This is a genomic window from Legionella norrlandica (assembly GCF_000770585.1).
GTDB classification, from domain to species: domain Bacteria; phylum Pseudomonadota; class Gammaproteobacteria; order Legionellales; family Legionellaceae; genus Legionella; species Legionella norrlandica.
In genome coordinates this window covers 24,750-41,457 of record NZ_JNCF01000016.1, presented here as the reverse complement: position 1 = coordinate 41,457, position 16,708 = coordinate 24,750, and the positions used below count along the sequence as shown (strand labels likewise).

Below are 16,708 nucleotides of genomic sequence, written 5' to 3'. Positions count from 1 at the left end.
CCTGTTTTACTCATTAATCCAAATGAAAGTTCCTATTCTACCTGTTTGTGACTCTCTTCGATAGGAATAGAATTCATTTTTTAACTCATAAGTACATAAATTTGACTGGAATACTGCCTTTATGCCCTTCAAGTTAAGAACTATTTCAGCAATTTGAGGCAAATTGGCCAACCATTTGTTTTGAATAGGCTCAAATGCTTTCCTAGTTAAGGGGTATTGATTGGTAAAGGACAAGTAGACCTCTTCACCAATTTCATAACATTTTTGGCAAATAGCAGGCCCTATCCATGCAAGAATATCTGCAGCATTGCTATTCAACTTTTTTAGTGTATTTTCTATGATGCCATTGCAAAGGCCTTTCCATCCAGCATGAATGGCTGCGATTTCGGTTCCTTGCTTATTACAAAGCATTACGGGTAAACAATCTGCTGTGAGTATAACCAAGGGTAATTTGGGTAAACGAGTTATTGCTGCATCCGCATTTCTGTGATTATCTTCTTCTGCTGTGATGCATATAGTACTATGAGTTTGTTCTAACCAAACTGGCTCTGATGGAAGACCTATGAGCTCTGCAAGTTGTTGTCTATTTTTTAGCACGTGGTGTTTTTTATCTCCAACATGCAGTCCAAGATTATTACTGGTATAAGGATCTTGACTAAACCCTGACAAGCGTGTGGTACTCAAAGCCATAATGTTTTTAGGAGCTGGCCAGTTCGCTATTCTATTTTTCATAATGTTGATCCAGGGTATTTAGTAGCAATGTAAAATCATCAGGCAATGGTGCTTCCAGCGTTAATTCCATCTTTTGTATTGGGTGATAAAATGAAATGGAACGCGCATGAAGTGCTTGTCGTTTAAATTGGTTTAATGTTGAAAGGACATGGTCGCTAGCGTGGGCAGGAAATCTCATTCGGCCACCATAGAGTTGATCTCCTACGACAGGATGATTGATATAATTCATATGTACCCGAATTTGATGCGTACGTCCAGTCATTAGATGAACATCTAGCAAAGTAAAATCATTATATTGTTTATTGACGGTATAATGAGTGACCGCTTGACGTCCGTGTTCAGACACAGTCATTTTCAATCGGTTTCTTGGGTGTCTCCCAAATCCTGTATCTATTGTTCCTCCAGAAATAATGTGTCCATGGACTAAAGTCAAATAATGGCGCTTGATTTCTCGTTCTTGCATCTGTCTTATGAGTGACGTGTGGCTAATTAAGCTTTTTGCAACAATCAATAATCCGGTGGTGTCTTTATCCAATCTATGAATAATTCCAGCACGTGGTAAATGTTGTAATGAGGGTACGTGATGAAGTAGTGCATTAATTAAAGTATGTTCGCGATTTCCTGCTCCTGGATGCACAACCAGTCCAGCTGGTTTATTAACAACGATAACTTCTTCATCTTCATAAATTATCTGAATTGGAATGTTTTCAGGTTCACAAAGATTAAAGTCAGCATTGGTTTTTTTATAGTTAATGCTGATCTCGATGAGATCTCCACCAAGGGTTTTATCCTTGGGTTTGCATGGCTTAAGATTAAGAGTTATAGCGCCTGCTTTAATCCAGTTACTGATTAGTGAGCGTGAGTACTCCGGTAACAGCTGAGCAATCACGCTATCTATACGCTGGTTATGGTATTTAAGAGGTACGGTTATCTGTTGTTGAATATGTTCAATCATTAGGCTGGCTGCATCTCCACTTCAAATAGACGTCCTCTTAATGAATTAGGTAATGCTTCATTAATTTGAACTTCTACGAATTGTCCAATCAAATGAGGTGGCCCATCAAAATTAACCACACGATTACATTCTGTGCGACCAGATAATTGTTGTGCGCTTTTTTTGGATGCTCCTGTCACTAGAATTTTTTGCTTACTGCCAATCATCGCTTGGCTATAACGAGAAGCGTTCATTAATAATCTATTCTGTAAAATTTGTAACCGTTGTTTTTTGACTTCCAGAGGAGTGTTGTCAGGCAAATTGGCGGCTGGAGTACCTGGTCTGGGGCTATAGATAAAACTAAAAGAAGTATCAAAGCCAATTTCATGCACAAGGTCCATAGTATCCTGGAAGTCCTTATCTGTTTCCCCTGGAAATCCTACAATTATATCAGTAGAAAGGCGGATATCAGGCCGAACTTTCCTTAATTTGCGAATTTTTGATTTAAATTCTAAAGCGGTATAACCTCGTTTCATTAAAGACAAAATACGATCCGAACCACTTTGTACAGGAAGATGTAAGTGATTGGCAAGTTCTGGAACTTCTGCGTAGGCATTAATCAAATTATCTGAGAATGCTAAAGGATGTGAAGTAGTAAAGCGGATTCTACCGATTTGTTCTATGGCGGCAATGTAGTGAATTAACAAGGCGAGATCGGCCGTATCCCCGTTTTCCATGATGCCACGATAATCATTAACATTTTGACCGAGTAAATTGATTTCTCTTACGCCTTGAGCTGCTAATTGGTAACATTCAGCCAGCACGTCGTCAAATGGCCTGCTTATCTCTTCACCGCGAGTGTAAGGAACTACGCAGAAGCTACAATATTTACTACAACCTTCCATTATGGATACAAAAGCTGTTGGACCTTCTGCTCTTGGAGCCGGAAGGTGATCAAATTTCTCTATTTCTGGGAAGCTAATATCAACAACAGACTTATTCTTAGCAAGTCTTTCATTAAGCAGGGTAGGGAGCCTGTGTAAGGTCTGAGGACCAAATACAATATCCACGAAAGGGGCTCTTTTTATAATATCAGAACCTTCCTGACTTGCTACACACCCCCCCACTCCTATTAGCACATGGGGATTTTTCTCTTTATATTCCCGCCACTGACCGAGCTGGGAAAATACTTTTTCTTGCGCTTTTTCGCGAATTGAGCAAGTATTCAGCAAAATAACATCTGCTTCTTCAACTTGGTCTGTTTTCACTAGGCCATGTGAGGCGTGAAGCACTTCTGCCATTTTAGAAGAATCGTATTCATTCATCTGGCAGCCATTCGTTTTGATATATAGTTTTTTAATCATTTTAATTCTACAAATTGAAATTGCGGTATTATTTCATTAATTAACACTTTGGCAATAGGTTTCTTTGATTTTTGGTAATATCAGTAGCGCAATGAGCATACCCAATGGTAGGATTGACAAAGCGGTGTAATATGCTCCCAATGGATAAGTTCTTACCGTTCCTAACATCTGTCCTTCCCACATTTTATCCAAAATATAGCCAATTAATGGTTGAGCCAAAGCTATTCCTATCATGTTCATCATATTCATGAAACTAAGCCCAGTCGCTACGTATTTTTTATTGCATAATTCTTTGGCAACAGAGAAAGCTGGCAAAAAACCTGCGGAAAAAATACCAAAGGCAAAAAGTAATATTTCCATCAAGAGAGGAGAAGTAATCGGAGCAAAAATGAAGAGTAGCGAACAAATCATTGCTCCTATGCATCCAATGTACATAGGTGGTTTCCGTAGTCCTATACGATTTGAGAATATGCCCCATAAAGGACTGGCAATGGCCCAGCCCACAAACACTAATGAGATGAAATTTGCTGCTGAAGATTTTGTAATTAGCATTTTATTCATCAAGAAAGGAACCCCCCATAGCCCACAGAATACAGGGGTTGCCATGTACATTAATCCACCATAGGTAGCGACCAGCCAAAGTTGTTTATTTTTTATTAAAGTGAATAAGCTTGGAATTAAATGCTCTTCTTCAACAGGGTGTTGATGGATGGGAGGTGCAAAATTCTTGGGAGTGTCTCTGGCAATTAATATGAGTAAGGTGGCTAAAAGAAGCCCTATGCTGCCCATAATAATCATACTTTCACGCCAGCCAAAGCTATCAATTAGCAGCGCCAAAGGGCTTTCCCCACCGATAGCCCCCATCATTCCTATAGTGACCATTAAGCCGGTTAATAAAGCAAATTTTTGAGCAGGAAACCAGTTCGCTGCTAATTTCATGGTACCAACTGCAGCAAATGCCGAGCCAAACCCTATCATGAGCCTTGCCACACAAGCCATAAAGAAATTTTCAGTCAGACCAAATGTAATAGTGCTTATTGCACAAACAACTGTGGCAAGAGTCAATAGCCGCTGTGGACCAAAATAGTCCATTAAAACACCGCCAGGAAGTTGCATGGCAGCATAAGAATAAAAATAAATACCAGATAAAATACCCAGTGTATGACTGGTAACAGAAAAATCTCTCATTAACTCATTGCTCATTACGCTTGGGGAGACTTGCAACAAACACTCATAAAAATAGAATAAACATCCTAACCCCCACACCATCCACGGCATTATTGAACTCATAGTAAATTTATTAATCGATTCTGACTGTGCCTTATAATGAGCCATTATTTTAAAGTTCTCCCTCTATTTACAATCTTTGCTTCTATATAAGCTATTACTCAAAAAGGATATGGATAATAGTATTTCCTTATATCCTGATTTTTTATGGAATGTATTTATTATGTTCATTTAGTCAATTTAAAATTTATACGTTAACATACCTAGTAGTAAAATTCACTAAATAAAATATTATCAGGTTGGTTATAAATTGTCTATTTATAAGGCTGGTTAATATCAGAACTATTTTCCTATTCATCTGGAGCATCAAGAATTACACGCGTCCCTTTCATTCCTCCGCCAGGAAGGTCAATGAATTCTTCATTTAACCAACGTGCGTCTTCAATAAACATGCGAACGCATCCATGACTTGCTCTGTATCCTGGGACTTCATAACTTCCATGTAATGCATAGCCTCTGAAAAAATGCATGCAGTAGGGCATGAGCGCTCCGCCTTGCTCTCCGTTGGCTCTTCTGGGAAAGACTGTAGAAACACAATCAATGTCCTGTTTGCGAATAATTCGAAATGAACCAGTTGGTGTAGAACATCCGCCTACTACATTACATTTACCAATACCAGAAGATATAGGTCCCCACCATAATAGTTCACCATCCTCATCATAAGCTCCCCAGGCCAATTTTTTTTGACTGACATAAATAGTTTTTTCTCCATTTGGCTCAATATATCGAGGGAAAGGGGACACATCGTAAATAGTCAGGCGTTCGATATTTTTCGGGACGGCAATAATCATTCCTGATTTAAGCCTAACGTTCATACGATTAATTCTTCTGATGATATCTCGCTCTTCAATATTAGGAAAAAGGTTTTCCCAGGTTTCATTATGTTTTACTTTCATGCAAAAATATTCTGGCAGGTTACAAAGAGTTTCTCCATATCGCTTTTGAGCATGTGCCAGGGGAATACTTATAAACAGGCAGCTTATGGATATTATTAGTGTTGTAAATCTATTCATAATGATCCCAACTATCCATCCTATCTTGTTTGGCGGCACGTCATGAAAAAACTTTAAATTTGTGTTCTGAAAATAATGTCAATCTCCATCGTAGTCTTAGTTTTAGTTCAAACTCTACTACAAATCTCATGAGAAAATGGTAATTTAGAGGCTAAAAGAGATTCCACCGCAAAAAAGCAGGAGGCTAAAAATAGCATTTTGAAGTTTCTTGAGTATATAATATCCGACATCAATAATATGTAGGTTCTAACTTATGAGCTGGTTTAAAAAATTATTACCATCAAGAATAAGAACAGAGACTTCTCAAAAAAAAGGTGTGCCGGAAGGATTGTGGGTTAAATGTTCTGGATGTAATGAAGTACTTTATAGTACAGAGTTGGCAAAAAATTTTATGGTGTGCCCATCCTGTAATTTTCATCATCGAATTTCAGCACGTGTGCGAATTGCTCAATTCCTTGATGAAGGAGGACAAGAAGAAGTTGCTGCTGCCTTGGAACCACAAGACAGGTTAAAATTCAGGGACTCTAAGAAATATAAGGACAGAATTTCTCAAGCCCAGAAGGCGACAGGTGAGAAAGAGGCACTGATCGTCGTAAAAGGCTTTTTAATGCAACAGCCAGTGATTGTCAGCTCTTTTGAGTTTAATTTCATGGGCGGTTCCATGGGAGCAACAGTAGGAGAAAAATTTGTTAGGGCGATTAATGTTGCTACTGACGAAAGGCGTCCATATATTTGTTTTACAGCCAGTGGTGGGGCACGTATGCAAGAAGGCTTATTTTCTCTAATGCAAATGGCTAAAACTTCAGCTGCCTTGGCAAAATTTGCTGAGACAGGATTACCTTTTATTGTTGTGTTAACTGATCCAACAATGGGTGGTGTATCGGCTAGTTTTGGTAGTCTTGGCGATATTATTATTGCTGAGCCAAATGCGTTAATTGGTTTTGCCGGCCCACGTGTTATTGAGCAAACAGTGAGACAAACTCTACCTGAAGGTTTCCAAAGAAGTGAATTCCTTCTTGAACATGGCCATATTGATATGATAGTTGAACGCAAACATCTTAGGGCTACTATAGCAGAATTGGTTTCTAAGTTGACTCATAGAGGAGTGGAGAATTTTTTTGCACGCACCACTGAATAAATGGGAGTTAAATGATTGGTTGACTACCCTGGAAACCAGGAATACGCAAGAAATACAACTTGGCTTGACAAGGATTTTGACTGTAGCCCAGAAGTTAAATTTGCATCGTCCACAATGTAAAGTGATAACCGTTGCAGGAACTAATGGCAAGGGATCTACTGTCTCAGCGTTAGAAACGATTTATCACCAGGCAGGCTTTCGAGTTGGTGCTTATACTTCCCCTCATCTTCTTACCTTTAATGAGAGAATTCGTATTAACCTGGATCCCATCCAAGATAAGGATTTATGTTTGGCTTTTTCTGTTATCGAGGAAGCACGCCAAACAACTAATTTAACTTATTTTGAAATGACAACACTGGCTGCTTTATGGTATTTCAAACAACACAGCCTGGATCTTGTGATTCTTGAAGTTGGATTAGGAGGGCGTTTAGACGCTACCAATATTGTAGATGCTGATCTAGCTATCGTTACTACTATTGATTTTGATCACCAGGATTTTCTAGGTGAAACTCTAGAGCAGATAGGTTATGAAAAAGCAGGGATAATACGTAAAGACAAGCCATTTCTATATGCAGACAACTCTCCTCCTGCAAGTGTTATAGAGGTGGCAGACCAGCTTGGGGCACCTTCTTATCTATATAGTAGAGATTATTTTTATCAGGAGGAGGTAGGCAGCTGGGGGCTTTATTATCTTGGCAATAAATTAAACAATTTACCCAAACCCAATATCCATCTTAAATCGGCTGCTGCGGCTATTACAGCTTGTCATTTATTGCATAAGGATTTACCAGTGCCTTATGATGCTATAAATAAAGCAATGAGACAAATTAATATCCCTGGGAGATTACAGTTACAAAAAGGTAAAGTGAGTATTTTGTATGATGTTTCTCATAATCCACAATCTGTACAGTTGCTGGCAGATACCGTAAAAAAAATTAATACAAAAGGGCGTGTTCATGCTGTTTTTTCTGCTTTAAAAGATAAAGATCTCTATGGGTTGATCATGCCCTTAAAAAATGATGTTGATTGCTGGTATCCTGCCCAATTGGATAATAAACGGGCTGCCAACGGAGAGAAATTGCTTTCTATGTTCAGAAAAGCAGAAATTTTTTTAGAAGTTTGTTATAATACCCCGATTATTGCATTTGAAACGGCAATGAAGCAGGCATCAGAAGGGGATTTAATTATTATTTATGGTTCATTTTTTACGGTTAGTCAGGTAATGGCTGCCCAATTTCATCTTTTGGAGCAGAAGGAGAATCAATGAAACTGGTAATGGATGAAAAAGTTAAACATCGCTTGATAGGCTTGGCCGTTATTATTTCATTGGGAGCAATTTTTGCTCCTGCATTGATAAAGAAATCTAGTCAAAACCCTGAAAGCAATTTTAGTGTAAAGGTGAAATTACCACCTAAACCTATATCTCCTGATGTAGTAGTCACGGAGGAAAAAGAGGTATTTAAAACAATAAAAATTGCTAAGGCTGAAATTCCTCCTGTTTCTACTGAAAATCAATTACCTAATGTAGTAAAAGCTGAGCCAATTTCTTCGGACAGCAAACCTAATCAAGCTTCTGAAATTGCAAAAATTGAAACTGAGCGAGCGAGTTCTATTCAATTAGAGTCCGCTAAATTAGCTGTTAACAAAGCAGCGAATACTACAGCAAAAAAAGTCATAACATTAGCTGCTACAAAGCCATCGAAGGTGGCGCCGATTATTACTGCTAAGAATGGCACCAGCTCAAAAACAAATCCAGTCTCCAAGGCTGCTAACACAAGATCGGCTCCCAAAAGAGAGGTTTATGCTGTCCAGCTGGCTTCTTTTGCGCAAATATCCAATGCTCAAGCTTTGGTTAATCGATTACAGAGTAAGGGATATAAGGCTAATTATGTGAAATCGAAAGGTGGAAATGGTGTTCTATATAAAGTATTTGTAGGCCATTCACCTGTTAGAGAAGATGTAATCAAATTGAAAACTCTCTTAGCAAGCTCTATGCAATTAAATGGTTTGATTGTGAATACTGGAGTTAGTTAGTCATGCAACTACAATGGGTTGATATAGCAATTGTTGCAATTATCGCTTTGTCAGTATTGACTGGTTTATTCCGTGGTTTTGTAAAAGAGCTTGTAGCGTTATGCGTATGGGTATTAGCTATCTGGTTAGGTTTTAATTATTCACAACATTTGGATCCTTGGCTAAGTCCTTATGTTCAGGAACAATCAGTACGGACTGTTATTGGTTTTATCATTATTCTTTTTGGTACTTTATTGGCTGGTGGGATAGTGAATGCTGTTCTTAGTTTTATTTTAAGACGTGCTGGTTTAAGTGGCACAGATAGGACTTTAGGGATGGGTTTTGGTTTTTTGCGAGGTGTTTTTATTGTTGCTTTGATTATGGTTGCTGTTAAAATGACGTCTTTGCCTTACCAGGAATATTCCCAAAAATCCAAGCTTTATGCACGGTTTGATCCCGTCGTAGACTTAATTTATAGCCATTTGCCTGAATTTATTAAGCAAGTGAAAGCTGTCGATAAAACAGAAAGTGTTATTGATACAGTTCCTGCTTCTTAATGTAATAATATACAGATTTTGGCAAGTCGTTTTTAGGATCTTTATGTTGTTTGAATTTCTCTCTTATTCTGCTTGAAGAGATATCATACCGGCCTGCATCAAATAAATAAATCACCCCTGCCTGGTGATTGAAAAGCGCACTTTTGTCGTCATTTCTATATTGTTTAAGAAAAATTTGAACGAGACTAGGTAGGGGATGCTTGGAGAACTCCTCTCGGGTTATGACTAACAAATTAGCTAAAGTAATTATTTTTTTCCATTGGTGCCATTGTGGCAGGGTTAATAATGAATCATATCCAATAATTAATGTGATGGATGAGTCGTTGTATTCTGCTCGATAACTTTCTAAGGTGTGTACCATATAAGAAGGGGTATCACGATCTAGTTCTCGCGTATCCAGTTTAAAATCTGGATAGGGTTTGATTGCAAGTGTTAGCATTTCAACTCTTTGTTTGCTATTAGCGTAAGAAGGGGGTTTTATTGCAGGAATTTTACAAGGTAGAAAATAATAGTCATCAAATTTAAAATGAGCTTGAATTCTTAGGCTGGTCATAATATGACCATTATGGACTGGATCAAAGGTACCTCCAAAAATTGCTATGCTGTGCATACATCACCTATCAATCGCCCCAGACAAAGAGAAAGAGATATATTTTCTAGCGCATGCCATACTGTGATGTTTGAATTGGATTTAATTCTTTCATCAATGGACTGACAATAATGATGCAATTGCTGTAAAAATAAAGCGTTTAATCGTTTAATACTTGCTTGATAAAGGGGCAGTCGCTGAGGCCAAATTTTTAATTTTTGACATGCTGTTTTGACATCTATTTTTTGTTGCATGAGGAATAATAATTGCAATACTATCCTAATCTCCTGGGTAAGTATCCATAGAATTAAAGTAGCTTCTGTCTTATTATTGGCAGCTTGCCTTAAGATATGAATTGCTTTGTCAGCGTGACCAAGTAAACACGTGTCAACTAGTTCAAAAAGCGAGAAATCACATTGGTCTGATAAATGTTCTAGAACTAAGTAAGGAGTGAGCAGGCTACCTGATACATTACTTAAAGTAATTTTCTCGATAACCTGGGCAGTAGCCAGCATATTTCCCTTTGTATATTGATAAATTAATTCAGGGATGCCGGGATCAAAATTGAGAGCGTTTAATTTTAATTGGCTATCAATCCATTTTTTCATTGCTTCTGGATGGAGTGGTTGTGCACTGACAACCAGTGCCTGCTCTTCATTCGCTAACCATTGTAGTTGTTTTAAAGATAGGTTAGGGGCTCTGATGATAATAAAACTGCGTGAATTTATCGATTTCAGATACTCACCGAGAATTTTTTTTCCTGTGGTATCCATCGTTTTTTTGTCAAAAAAAATAGTCAAAATAATATTTTGATAAAATAAGGAATAATTATTCGCCTCTTCAATGACAATACGCCAATCTTCTGGGGATTGAATAGACAGTGTTTTCTCATCACATTCAGATGATTTTTTAAATGTGGCTTTTAATTTGTTTAATGTCTCATCTATAAGATAGGTGTCCTGACCAATAATTATATTAAGAGGGAATGCTTTTTTTTGTAACAGCTGAGTAAGGGCTAGTTGATTAATTTGCATTGTATTCAGATCTCATTGATTTTTAAGCTAAAATCTGTTGGATTGTCTTGCTTATGCTCGCAATGAAGGAACTTTCTGTTTATATAAGTACTCCTCTATTGTTGTCGACTTAAGCGATTAATGATTTGAATAACAGCATCATGTCTCATTTCACTGACTAAGAGAGCCTCTTCTTCATTAGATCCAAGGATTCTGTCATTATTTACAGTGAGTTGCCGATTTACTGCAACTTTTCTTGAGGGACTAATGATCTGGCCTTTAGGTGTCTGTAACATAAACTCAACAGTCAAGATTAATTGATATTGCCTTGGATTAGTACTGGCACCAATACTGACAATTTGCTGCTGTAAATTTGAATTTTTAATAATTAACCAATATGTTGCACGTGCTGGTTCCGGGTTAATATCAATTTGATATCCTTCTAACTGAGATTTGAGCAAAGAAGTGAGTTCTTTATTCCCGTCGTTAGAAATAATTGCAACATTATTCAGCCATTTTGGAATGTCTATCATTCCTCGCAAATGAAAGCCGCAAGATGTCAAACATAAGAGCACTATAAGAGATGCGATGCATTTGCTGAAACTCAAAGCCTTTCTGACAATTCCAAGGCGTTTTGCAAACAGAGGTAATGCCATCCTTGGTTTATTCGAGTGCGCAAAATATTTCGCAGGTTCTGGAATAAGTTCTAAATCCAATTTATTCATTTCATTTTAGCCAACAACCAGGTTTATTAATTGCCTATGTGGAACCACAATCGCTTTTTTAATAGTGAGATTTGCCACAAAGTTATGAGCATGCTCCTTAGCAGCGGCAATTAACTCTTCTTCCGAGGCATCAGTACTTGCGGTAAATTGGGCTCTTAACTTTCCATTAACTTGTACAACGTAGTCCACTTCATCTGTTTTGAGAGCACTCTTATCTACTTTAGGCCATGGAGAATCAATTATTGCCTTATCAAAACCCAGTTGTTGCCAGAGACAATGGCAAATATGTGGGGTAATTGGAGCTAATAATCTGAGTAATATACTGATACTGGAATGAATAAAAAATTTATCATTTTCAGTTTCAATAGAATAACTAGATATTTCGTTAAATAGCTTCATGCAACCTGAAACAACTGTGTTGAATTGATTTCGGTCGTAGTCATGAGTTGCTTGAGCAAGTATTTGGTGAACGATGTGGCGTGATTTTTTTAGGCGTGATTCAGCATCTTGCCAATCCACATGACCATTGCCACTTAAGATAGTGTCATTGATATCAATGAGCATATCTCTGTACTGATGGCAAAAAGCCCAAATTCGTTTTAAAAAGCGGTGTGCGCCTTCAACCCCAGAATCAGACCATTCTAATGATTGATCAGGAGGAGAGGCAAACATAACAAATAGACGCGCTGTATCAGCTCCATAAGTGTCAATCAGATGATTGGGATCAACTACATTGCCTACTGATTTTGACATCTTATGACCATCTTTTAAGACCATGCCTTGTGTTAATAAAGCTTTAAATGGTTCATCAGAATTAACTAACCCTTCATCCCGCATGAGTTTATGAAAGAACCGTGCATATAATAAGTGCATAACTGCGTGCTCAATTCCCCCAATATATTGGTCAACAGGGGTCCAATATTTAGCCCGATCATCAAGCATGGCATTTTCTTGCCCCTTACATGCAAAGCGAGCATAGTACCAGGACGATTCAACAAAGGTGTCAAAAGTATCTGTTTCACGAGTGGCATCCTGACCACATTTAGGACAAGAAACATTTACAAACTCTTTGCATTGAGCAAGAGGAGAACCTGGGCCAGTAAAATCAACATTCTCTGGCAATACCACGGGTAATTCTTCATCTGGAACAGGGACAACACCACACTGCTCACATATTATCATCGGTATAGGTGTTCCCCAATACCTTTGTCTGGAAACCCCCCAGTCTCGCAAACGATAATTAATCGTAGCCTTGCCAGTCTCATTTTCTTCCAGGAAATGAGTTATTACTTGAATCGCTTCAGTAGAAGGTAAGTTGTCAAATTGATTTGAGTTTATCAGGATTCCTTCTTCTGTATAGGCTGAGTGAGTAAAATCATGTGTTCCATTGATTGGTTTGATGACTTGCTTTAAAGACAATTTATATTTTTGAGCAAATTCCCAATCGCGTTGATCATGTGCAGGTACTGCCATGACAGCCCCAGAACCATATTGCATGAGAACAAAGTTGGCTACCCATATTGGTAATTCTTGACCAGTTATAGGATGAATTGCTGTCATTCCTGTATCAACGCCTTTTTTCTCCATAGTTGCCAGCTCTGCTTCAGCCATTTTAACGCCTTGGCAACTGTCAATAAATTCCTGAACTTTTTTATTATTAGAAGCAGCTTCTTTTGCTAAAGGATGATCTGTCGCTACAGCAAGATAAGTAGCTCCCATCAGAGTATCTGGTCGAGTAGTATAGATTTTTAGCCGTTTGGGATAGTTGTTAACATTAAAATAAATTTCTGTGCCTATAGACTTGCCAATCCAATTACGCTGCATTTGTTTTACTTGGGCAGGCCATTCATCCAAAGTATCCAAAGAAATTAACAGCTCATCAGCATAGGAGGTAATCTTAATAAACCATTGGGGGATTTCTTTGCGTTCAACTAAAGCACCGGAGCGCCATCCGCGACCATCAACCACCTGCTCATTAGCAAGCACTGTTTGATCAACAGGATCCCAGTTAACAACAGCGTTCTTTTTATAAACTAATCCTTTTTCGAATAGACGGATGAAAAACCATTGTTCCCAACGGTAATACTCCGGATCACAAGTAGTGATTTCTCTTTTCCAGTCATAAGCATTTCCTAAACGTAAAAATTGCTCTTTCATGGCAGCAATATTTTTTCTAGTCCATTCTGCAGGTGGGATTTTATTTTTGATGGCAGCATTTTCAGCAGGCAGCCCAAAAGCATCCCATCCTATAGGTTGAAGAACATTTTTCCCTAATGCACGCTGATAACGGGCTATCACATCGCCTAAAGTATAGTTTCGTACATGCCCCATGTGTAGTGTTCCACTGGGATAAGGAAACATGGATAAACAATAAAATTTCTCTTTGTTTAAATCTTCAGTAACGTTAAACGATTGCTTTTTATGCCAATATTGTTGTGCTTGTTCTTCAACTTCTTGGGGGGTATAGGTATTATCCATAGTCCAATAAATTTAATAACACGGAATCGCTAAGGATACCCCCTCTTGCCTTTGCCAGCAATAGATTCTTTTTCGCTAAGTAGGTTAAAATGCAAAAGCAGTATAAAAATAAAAAAAATAGAGCAAAAAATAATCACTGGGTAGTCGCTCCAAATAATCCAGGGAGTGCTACCTTGAGCAGGGAAAATATTTGTTTGTAATATCCCAGAGTCAAAAGCAGGTAGTCCTTCTACAATAGAACCTTGATCATTAATGACTGAGGATAACCCATCATTGTTTACAACGATTTGATAGCGTCCTGTCATTAAGGATAGTATTTGCGCCATTTGTAATTGTTGATAGCTAGCTAAAGAATGGCCAAACCAACCATTATCGCTAACCGACACGATCCATTGAGCCATAGGCATCTGTAGCCTTAAGATGTGTGGGTAAGCGATTTCATAGCAAATTAAACTGGCAATAGGGTGACTATTAACATTAATTAATGCTTGAGTTGCTTTGCCGGGAATCACATTGGGCTCAGGGAGATTTAGCCATCGATTAATGGCTACGAAAGGTTTTGGGATGTATTCTCCGAATGGGACTAATTGACGTTTCACATAACTCCCGGTTGCCTCTCCTAATCCGATGATGGAATTGTAAAAATTAGTTTCTTCGTTATTTGTGGGTTGCAAGATTCCCACAAGTAAACTGCTTTTTGCTCTCAATGCTTTTTTATGCAGTTTCAGTAAATAATCTTCAACATAACTTTCAGGTAAAGGGATGGCTGATTCAGGAAGAACAATTAAGTTTTTTCCTAATAATTTGTTGGTTGCTTTTTCATAATATTTTAATAAATTCCAGAACAGAGTTTCATCCCATTTATCCCTCATTGAGAGATTGGGCTGAATAGCACCAATAGAAATTGGATCTTTCTTGGTTTCTGTCCAGTGAATATTCTTTCCTAAAGATGGCAAAATAAAAATTAAGACAAAAGTGCTAACATAATAAAATCGTTTGATTGTATTGTCTCGAATCGCAAGAATTAATAGCGTGGCAAGGAACGAGCAAATGAGGCTAAGACCATAAATACCAATTATTGGGGCAATATATTTCAATGGAGTGTCAATCTGCGTCGTGCCAATTAATAGCCAGGGGAATCCTGTAAATAATTTAGAGCGAAAGAATTCTCCAAAACACCAAAGGGTACTGAATAAAAGCATAGTAAGGAATGTATTGCATTTGGATGACAGTAGTTTAAAAAAGAAACTAACCAAAGCAGGAAATAAAGAGAGATATATAATAAATAGTAATGTGACGAGCCCCGAAAGAAAATAATCCAGCTGCCCATAATCATGAATACTAATGATAACCCAGGATACTCCAGTGCCAAAATAACCTAGTCCATATACAAAGCCGAGAAGGAATCCGCGTTTGTCAGTACATTGAAGAAGCTCGGAAAATAGAAATGCCAGACTTAGAATTGCTATTCCTGGCAGATGGAAGGGTGCGAATCCAAGCGGTACTAATAAACCTGCAAAAAATACAGCAATAACTCTGAAGTACTCACTTCGTGCTGGAGAATCTATTGCTAGGGGATTCGTTAAAGCCGCTTGCTTCATGATCAAGGTTGACGTGATTAAAATGGTCAAGATAAATGAGTAAGACTGATAGGTCAAGTGTTGCAGCGATTATGCTTTTTGTATTTCTGCATTGATTTAACTTTTGATCTATCTAATCTTTAATAATTTGTGTAGGATTATCAGGTTTTACAAAGGAGAAGGATTGATTGTATGTACAACGTAATGATTACCGGTGCAGGAAAGATAGGTAGCTTAATTGCTTGTCTATTGGCTGATAGTGGGTCTTATCAAGTCCATTTGGCAGATGTAGAGTTTAGTGGCTCTGATGTAACAAGGTTATTAACTGCATTACCTGAAATTAAAACAGTGGCATTGGATGTTAAAGATGAACAATCTACACGAGCTTATCTAGAAAAACATAATATTATTGCCGTTATTTCTAGTCTTCCTTATTTTTTAAATACTCATGTAGCCAGAGCTGCTAAAGCTGCTAAAGCCCATTATTTTGATTTAACTGAAGATACTTCTGTCACAGAAGCGGTAAAAGCAATCGCTCAAAATGCTGAAACAGCTTTTGTTCCTCAATGTGGTTTAGCACCAGGTTTTATCAGTATTGCAGCAAATAGTTTGATGCAAGAATTTGACAAATGCCATCATGCAAAATTGCGAGTGGGAGCACTCCGCAACGAGCTAATAATGCACTCCACTATTCATTAACATGGTCAACTGATGGGGTCATTAATGAGTACGGTAATCCTTGCTATGGAATAGAAGGTGGCAAGGATGTAGTAATGGCTCCTCTTGAAGGATTGGAGTCAATTCAAATTGATGGTTGTGAGTATGAAGCGTTTAACACGTCAGGCGGTTTGGGAAGTTTGGCTGAATTATACGCTGGGAAAGTGCAATCGATGAATTACAAAACCATGCGTTATCCTGGTCATTGTAAAAAAATGCGCTTCTTAATGAATGACTTACGATTAAATGAGGATCGTGCTACGTTAAAGAGAATATTAGAGAATGCTATTCCAAAAACCTACCAGGATATTGTGATAGTCTATGTTACTGTAGAAGGTATTAAACAAGGTGAATTAACTGAAAAAAGTTATGTTAAGAAAATTTATCCAGCCATGATTAGAGGTCTGGAGTGGTCTGCAATTCAGGTTAGTACGGCATCAGGTGTATGTGCTGTTGTCGACTTGGTACTGGGGCAAGAGAATGAGTATAAAGGGCTTATTCTGCAAGAGAATTTTAAATTGTTTCAAGTATTGAAAAATCGCTTTGGACAATACTACGCCTAGGAGTG

Annotated in this window: 14 protein-coding genes and 1 pseudogene; 5 read left to right on the top strand and 10 right to left on the bottom strand. The window is 37.9% G+C overall.

Annotated elements, in window-relative coordinates; translation table 11 throughout:
• Nucleotides 1-6: 6 nt before the first annotated feature.
• From pgeF to OK13_RS05850, 5 genes are all read right to left on the bottom strand, one after another.
• A complete protein-coding gene (gene pgeF, locus OK13_RS05870) occupies nucleotides 7-732 on the bottom strand; it encodes a peptidoglycan editing factor PgeF (protein WP_035888782.1) in 726 nt (241 codons plus the stop codon).
• Complete coding sequence (rluD, locus tag OK13_RS05865; protein WP_035888781.1) at nucleotides 722-1,687, bottom strand: 23S rRNA pseudouridine(1911/1915/1917) synthase RluD; 966 nt, start codon at nucleotides 1,685-1,687, stop codon at nucleotides 722-724. The genes pgeF and rluD overlap by 11 nt, the downstream gene beginning before the upstream one ends.
• A complete protein-coding gene (gene miaB, locus OK13_RS05860; protein ID WP_035888779.1) occupies nucleotides 1,687-3,030 on the bottom strand; it encodes a tRNA (N6-isopentenyl adenosine(37)-C2)-methylthiotransferase MiaB in 1,344 nt (447 codons plus the stop codon). The genes rluD and miaB overlap by 1 nt, the downstream gene beginning before the upstream one ends.
• A gap of 36 nt (nucleotides 3,031-3,066) precedes the next feature.
• A complete protein-coding gene (locus OK13_RS05855) occupies nucleotides 3,067-4,365 on the bottom strand; it encodes an MFS transporter (RefSeq protein WP_035888778.1) in 1,299 nt (432 codons plus the stop codon).
• A 242-nt stretch (nucleotides 4,366-4,607) separates the two neighbouring features.
• Nucleotides 4,608-5,330: a L,D-transpeptidase gene (locus OK13_RS05850; protein WP_035888776.1), complete on the bottom strand. Its 723-nt coding sequence runs from the start codon at nucleotides 5,328-5,330 to the stop codon at nucleotides 4,608-4,610.
• Between the two features lie 253 nt (nucleotides 5,331-5,583).
• On the opposite strand from OK13_RS05850, the gene accD reads away from it, so the two are divergent.
• The 4 genes from accD to OK13_RS05830 are packed head-to-tail and all read left to right on the top strand — an operon-like array spanning nucleotide 5,584 to nucleotide 9,038.
• Nucleotides 5,584-6,468, top strand: a complete 885-nt coding sequence (gene accD / locus OK13_RS05845) for an acetyl-CoA carboxylase, carboxyltransferase subunit beta (RefSeq protein ID WP_035888774.1) — start codon at nucleotides 5,584-5,586, stop codon at nucleotides 6,466-6,468.
• Nucleotides 6,449-7,735, top strand: coding sequence for a bifunctional tetrahydrofolate synthase/dihydrofolate synthase (gene folC, locus OK13_RS05840; protein WP_081964876.1), 1,287 nt, complete (start codon nucleotides 6,449-6,451; stop codon nucleotides 7,733-7,735). Before accD ends, folC begins: the two co-directional genes overlap by 20 nt.
• Nucleotides 7,732-8,502, top strand: a complete 771-nt coding sequence (locus tag OK13_RS05835; protein ID WP_035888770.1) for an SPOR domain-containing protein — start codon at nucleotides 7,732-7,734, stop codon at nucleotides 8,500-8,502. The genes folC and OK13_RS05835 overlap by 4 nt, the downstream gene beginning before the upstream one ends.
• Before the next feature lie 2 nt (nucleotides 8,503-8,504).
• A complete protein-coding gene (locus OK13_RS05830; protein WP_035888768.1) occupies nucleotides 8,505-9,038 on the top strand; it encodes a CvpA family protein in 534 nt (177 codons plus the stop codon).
• On the opposite strand, the gene nadD is transcribed toward OK13_RS05830, so the two are convergent.
• The 5 genes from nadD to lnt form a co-directional block, all read right to left on the bottom strand.
• Nucleotides 9,013-9,648 carry a nicotinate-nucleotide adenylyltransferase gene (gene nadD, locus OK13_RS05825; protein WP_035888766.1) on the bottom strand — a complete coding sequence of 212 codons (636 nt, stop codon included), beginning with the start codon at nucleotides 9,646-9,648 and terminating at the stop codon, nucleotides 9,013-9,015. The two genes, OK13_RS05830 and nadD, sit on opposite strands and share 26 nt — an antisense overlap.
• Nucleotides 9,636-10,661, bottom strand: a complete 1,026-nt coding sequence (gene holA, locus OK13_RS05820; RefSeq protein ID WP_035888763.1) for a DNA polymerase III subunit delta — start codon at nucleotides 10,659-10,661, stop codon at nucleotides 9,636-9,638. Before holA ends, nadD begins: the two co-directional genes overlap by 13 nt.
• 95 nt (nucleotides 10,662-10,756) lie before the next feature.
• The gene (locus OK13_RS05815; RefSeq protein WP_081964878.1) at nucleotides 10,757-11,296 is read right to left on the bottom strand and encodes an LPS assembly lipoprotein LptE; all 540 of its coding nucleotides are present in this window, start codon (nucleotides 11,294-11,296) and stop codon (nucleotides 10,757-10,759) included.
• A gap of 75 nt (nucleotides 11,297-11,371) precedes the next feature.
• Complete coding sequence (gene leuS / locus OK13_RS05810) at nucleotides 11,372-13,843, bottom strand: leucine--tRNA ligase (RefSeq protein WP_035888761.1); 2,472 nt, start codon at nucleotides 13,841-13,843, stop codon at nucleotides 11,372-11,374.
• Between the two features lie 29 nt (nucleotides 13,844-13,872).
• Nucleotides 13,873-15,444 (bottom strand): apolipoprotein N-acyltransferase, encoded by a 1,572-nt coding sequence (lnt, locus tag OK13_RS05805; protein WP_052117583.1) that lies wholly within the window; start codon nucleotides 15,442-15,444, stop codon nucleotides 13,873-13,875.
• A 171-nt stretch (nucleotides 15,445-15,615) separates the two neighbouring features.
• Here lnt and OK13_RS16020 point away from each other — a divergent pair.
• Nucleotides 15,616-16,703, top strand: a pseudogene (locus OK13_RS16020) (saccharopine dehydrogenase family protein).
• Nucleotides 16,704-16,708 lie beyond the last annotated feature (5 nt).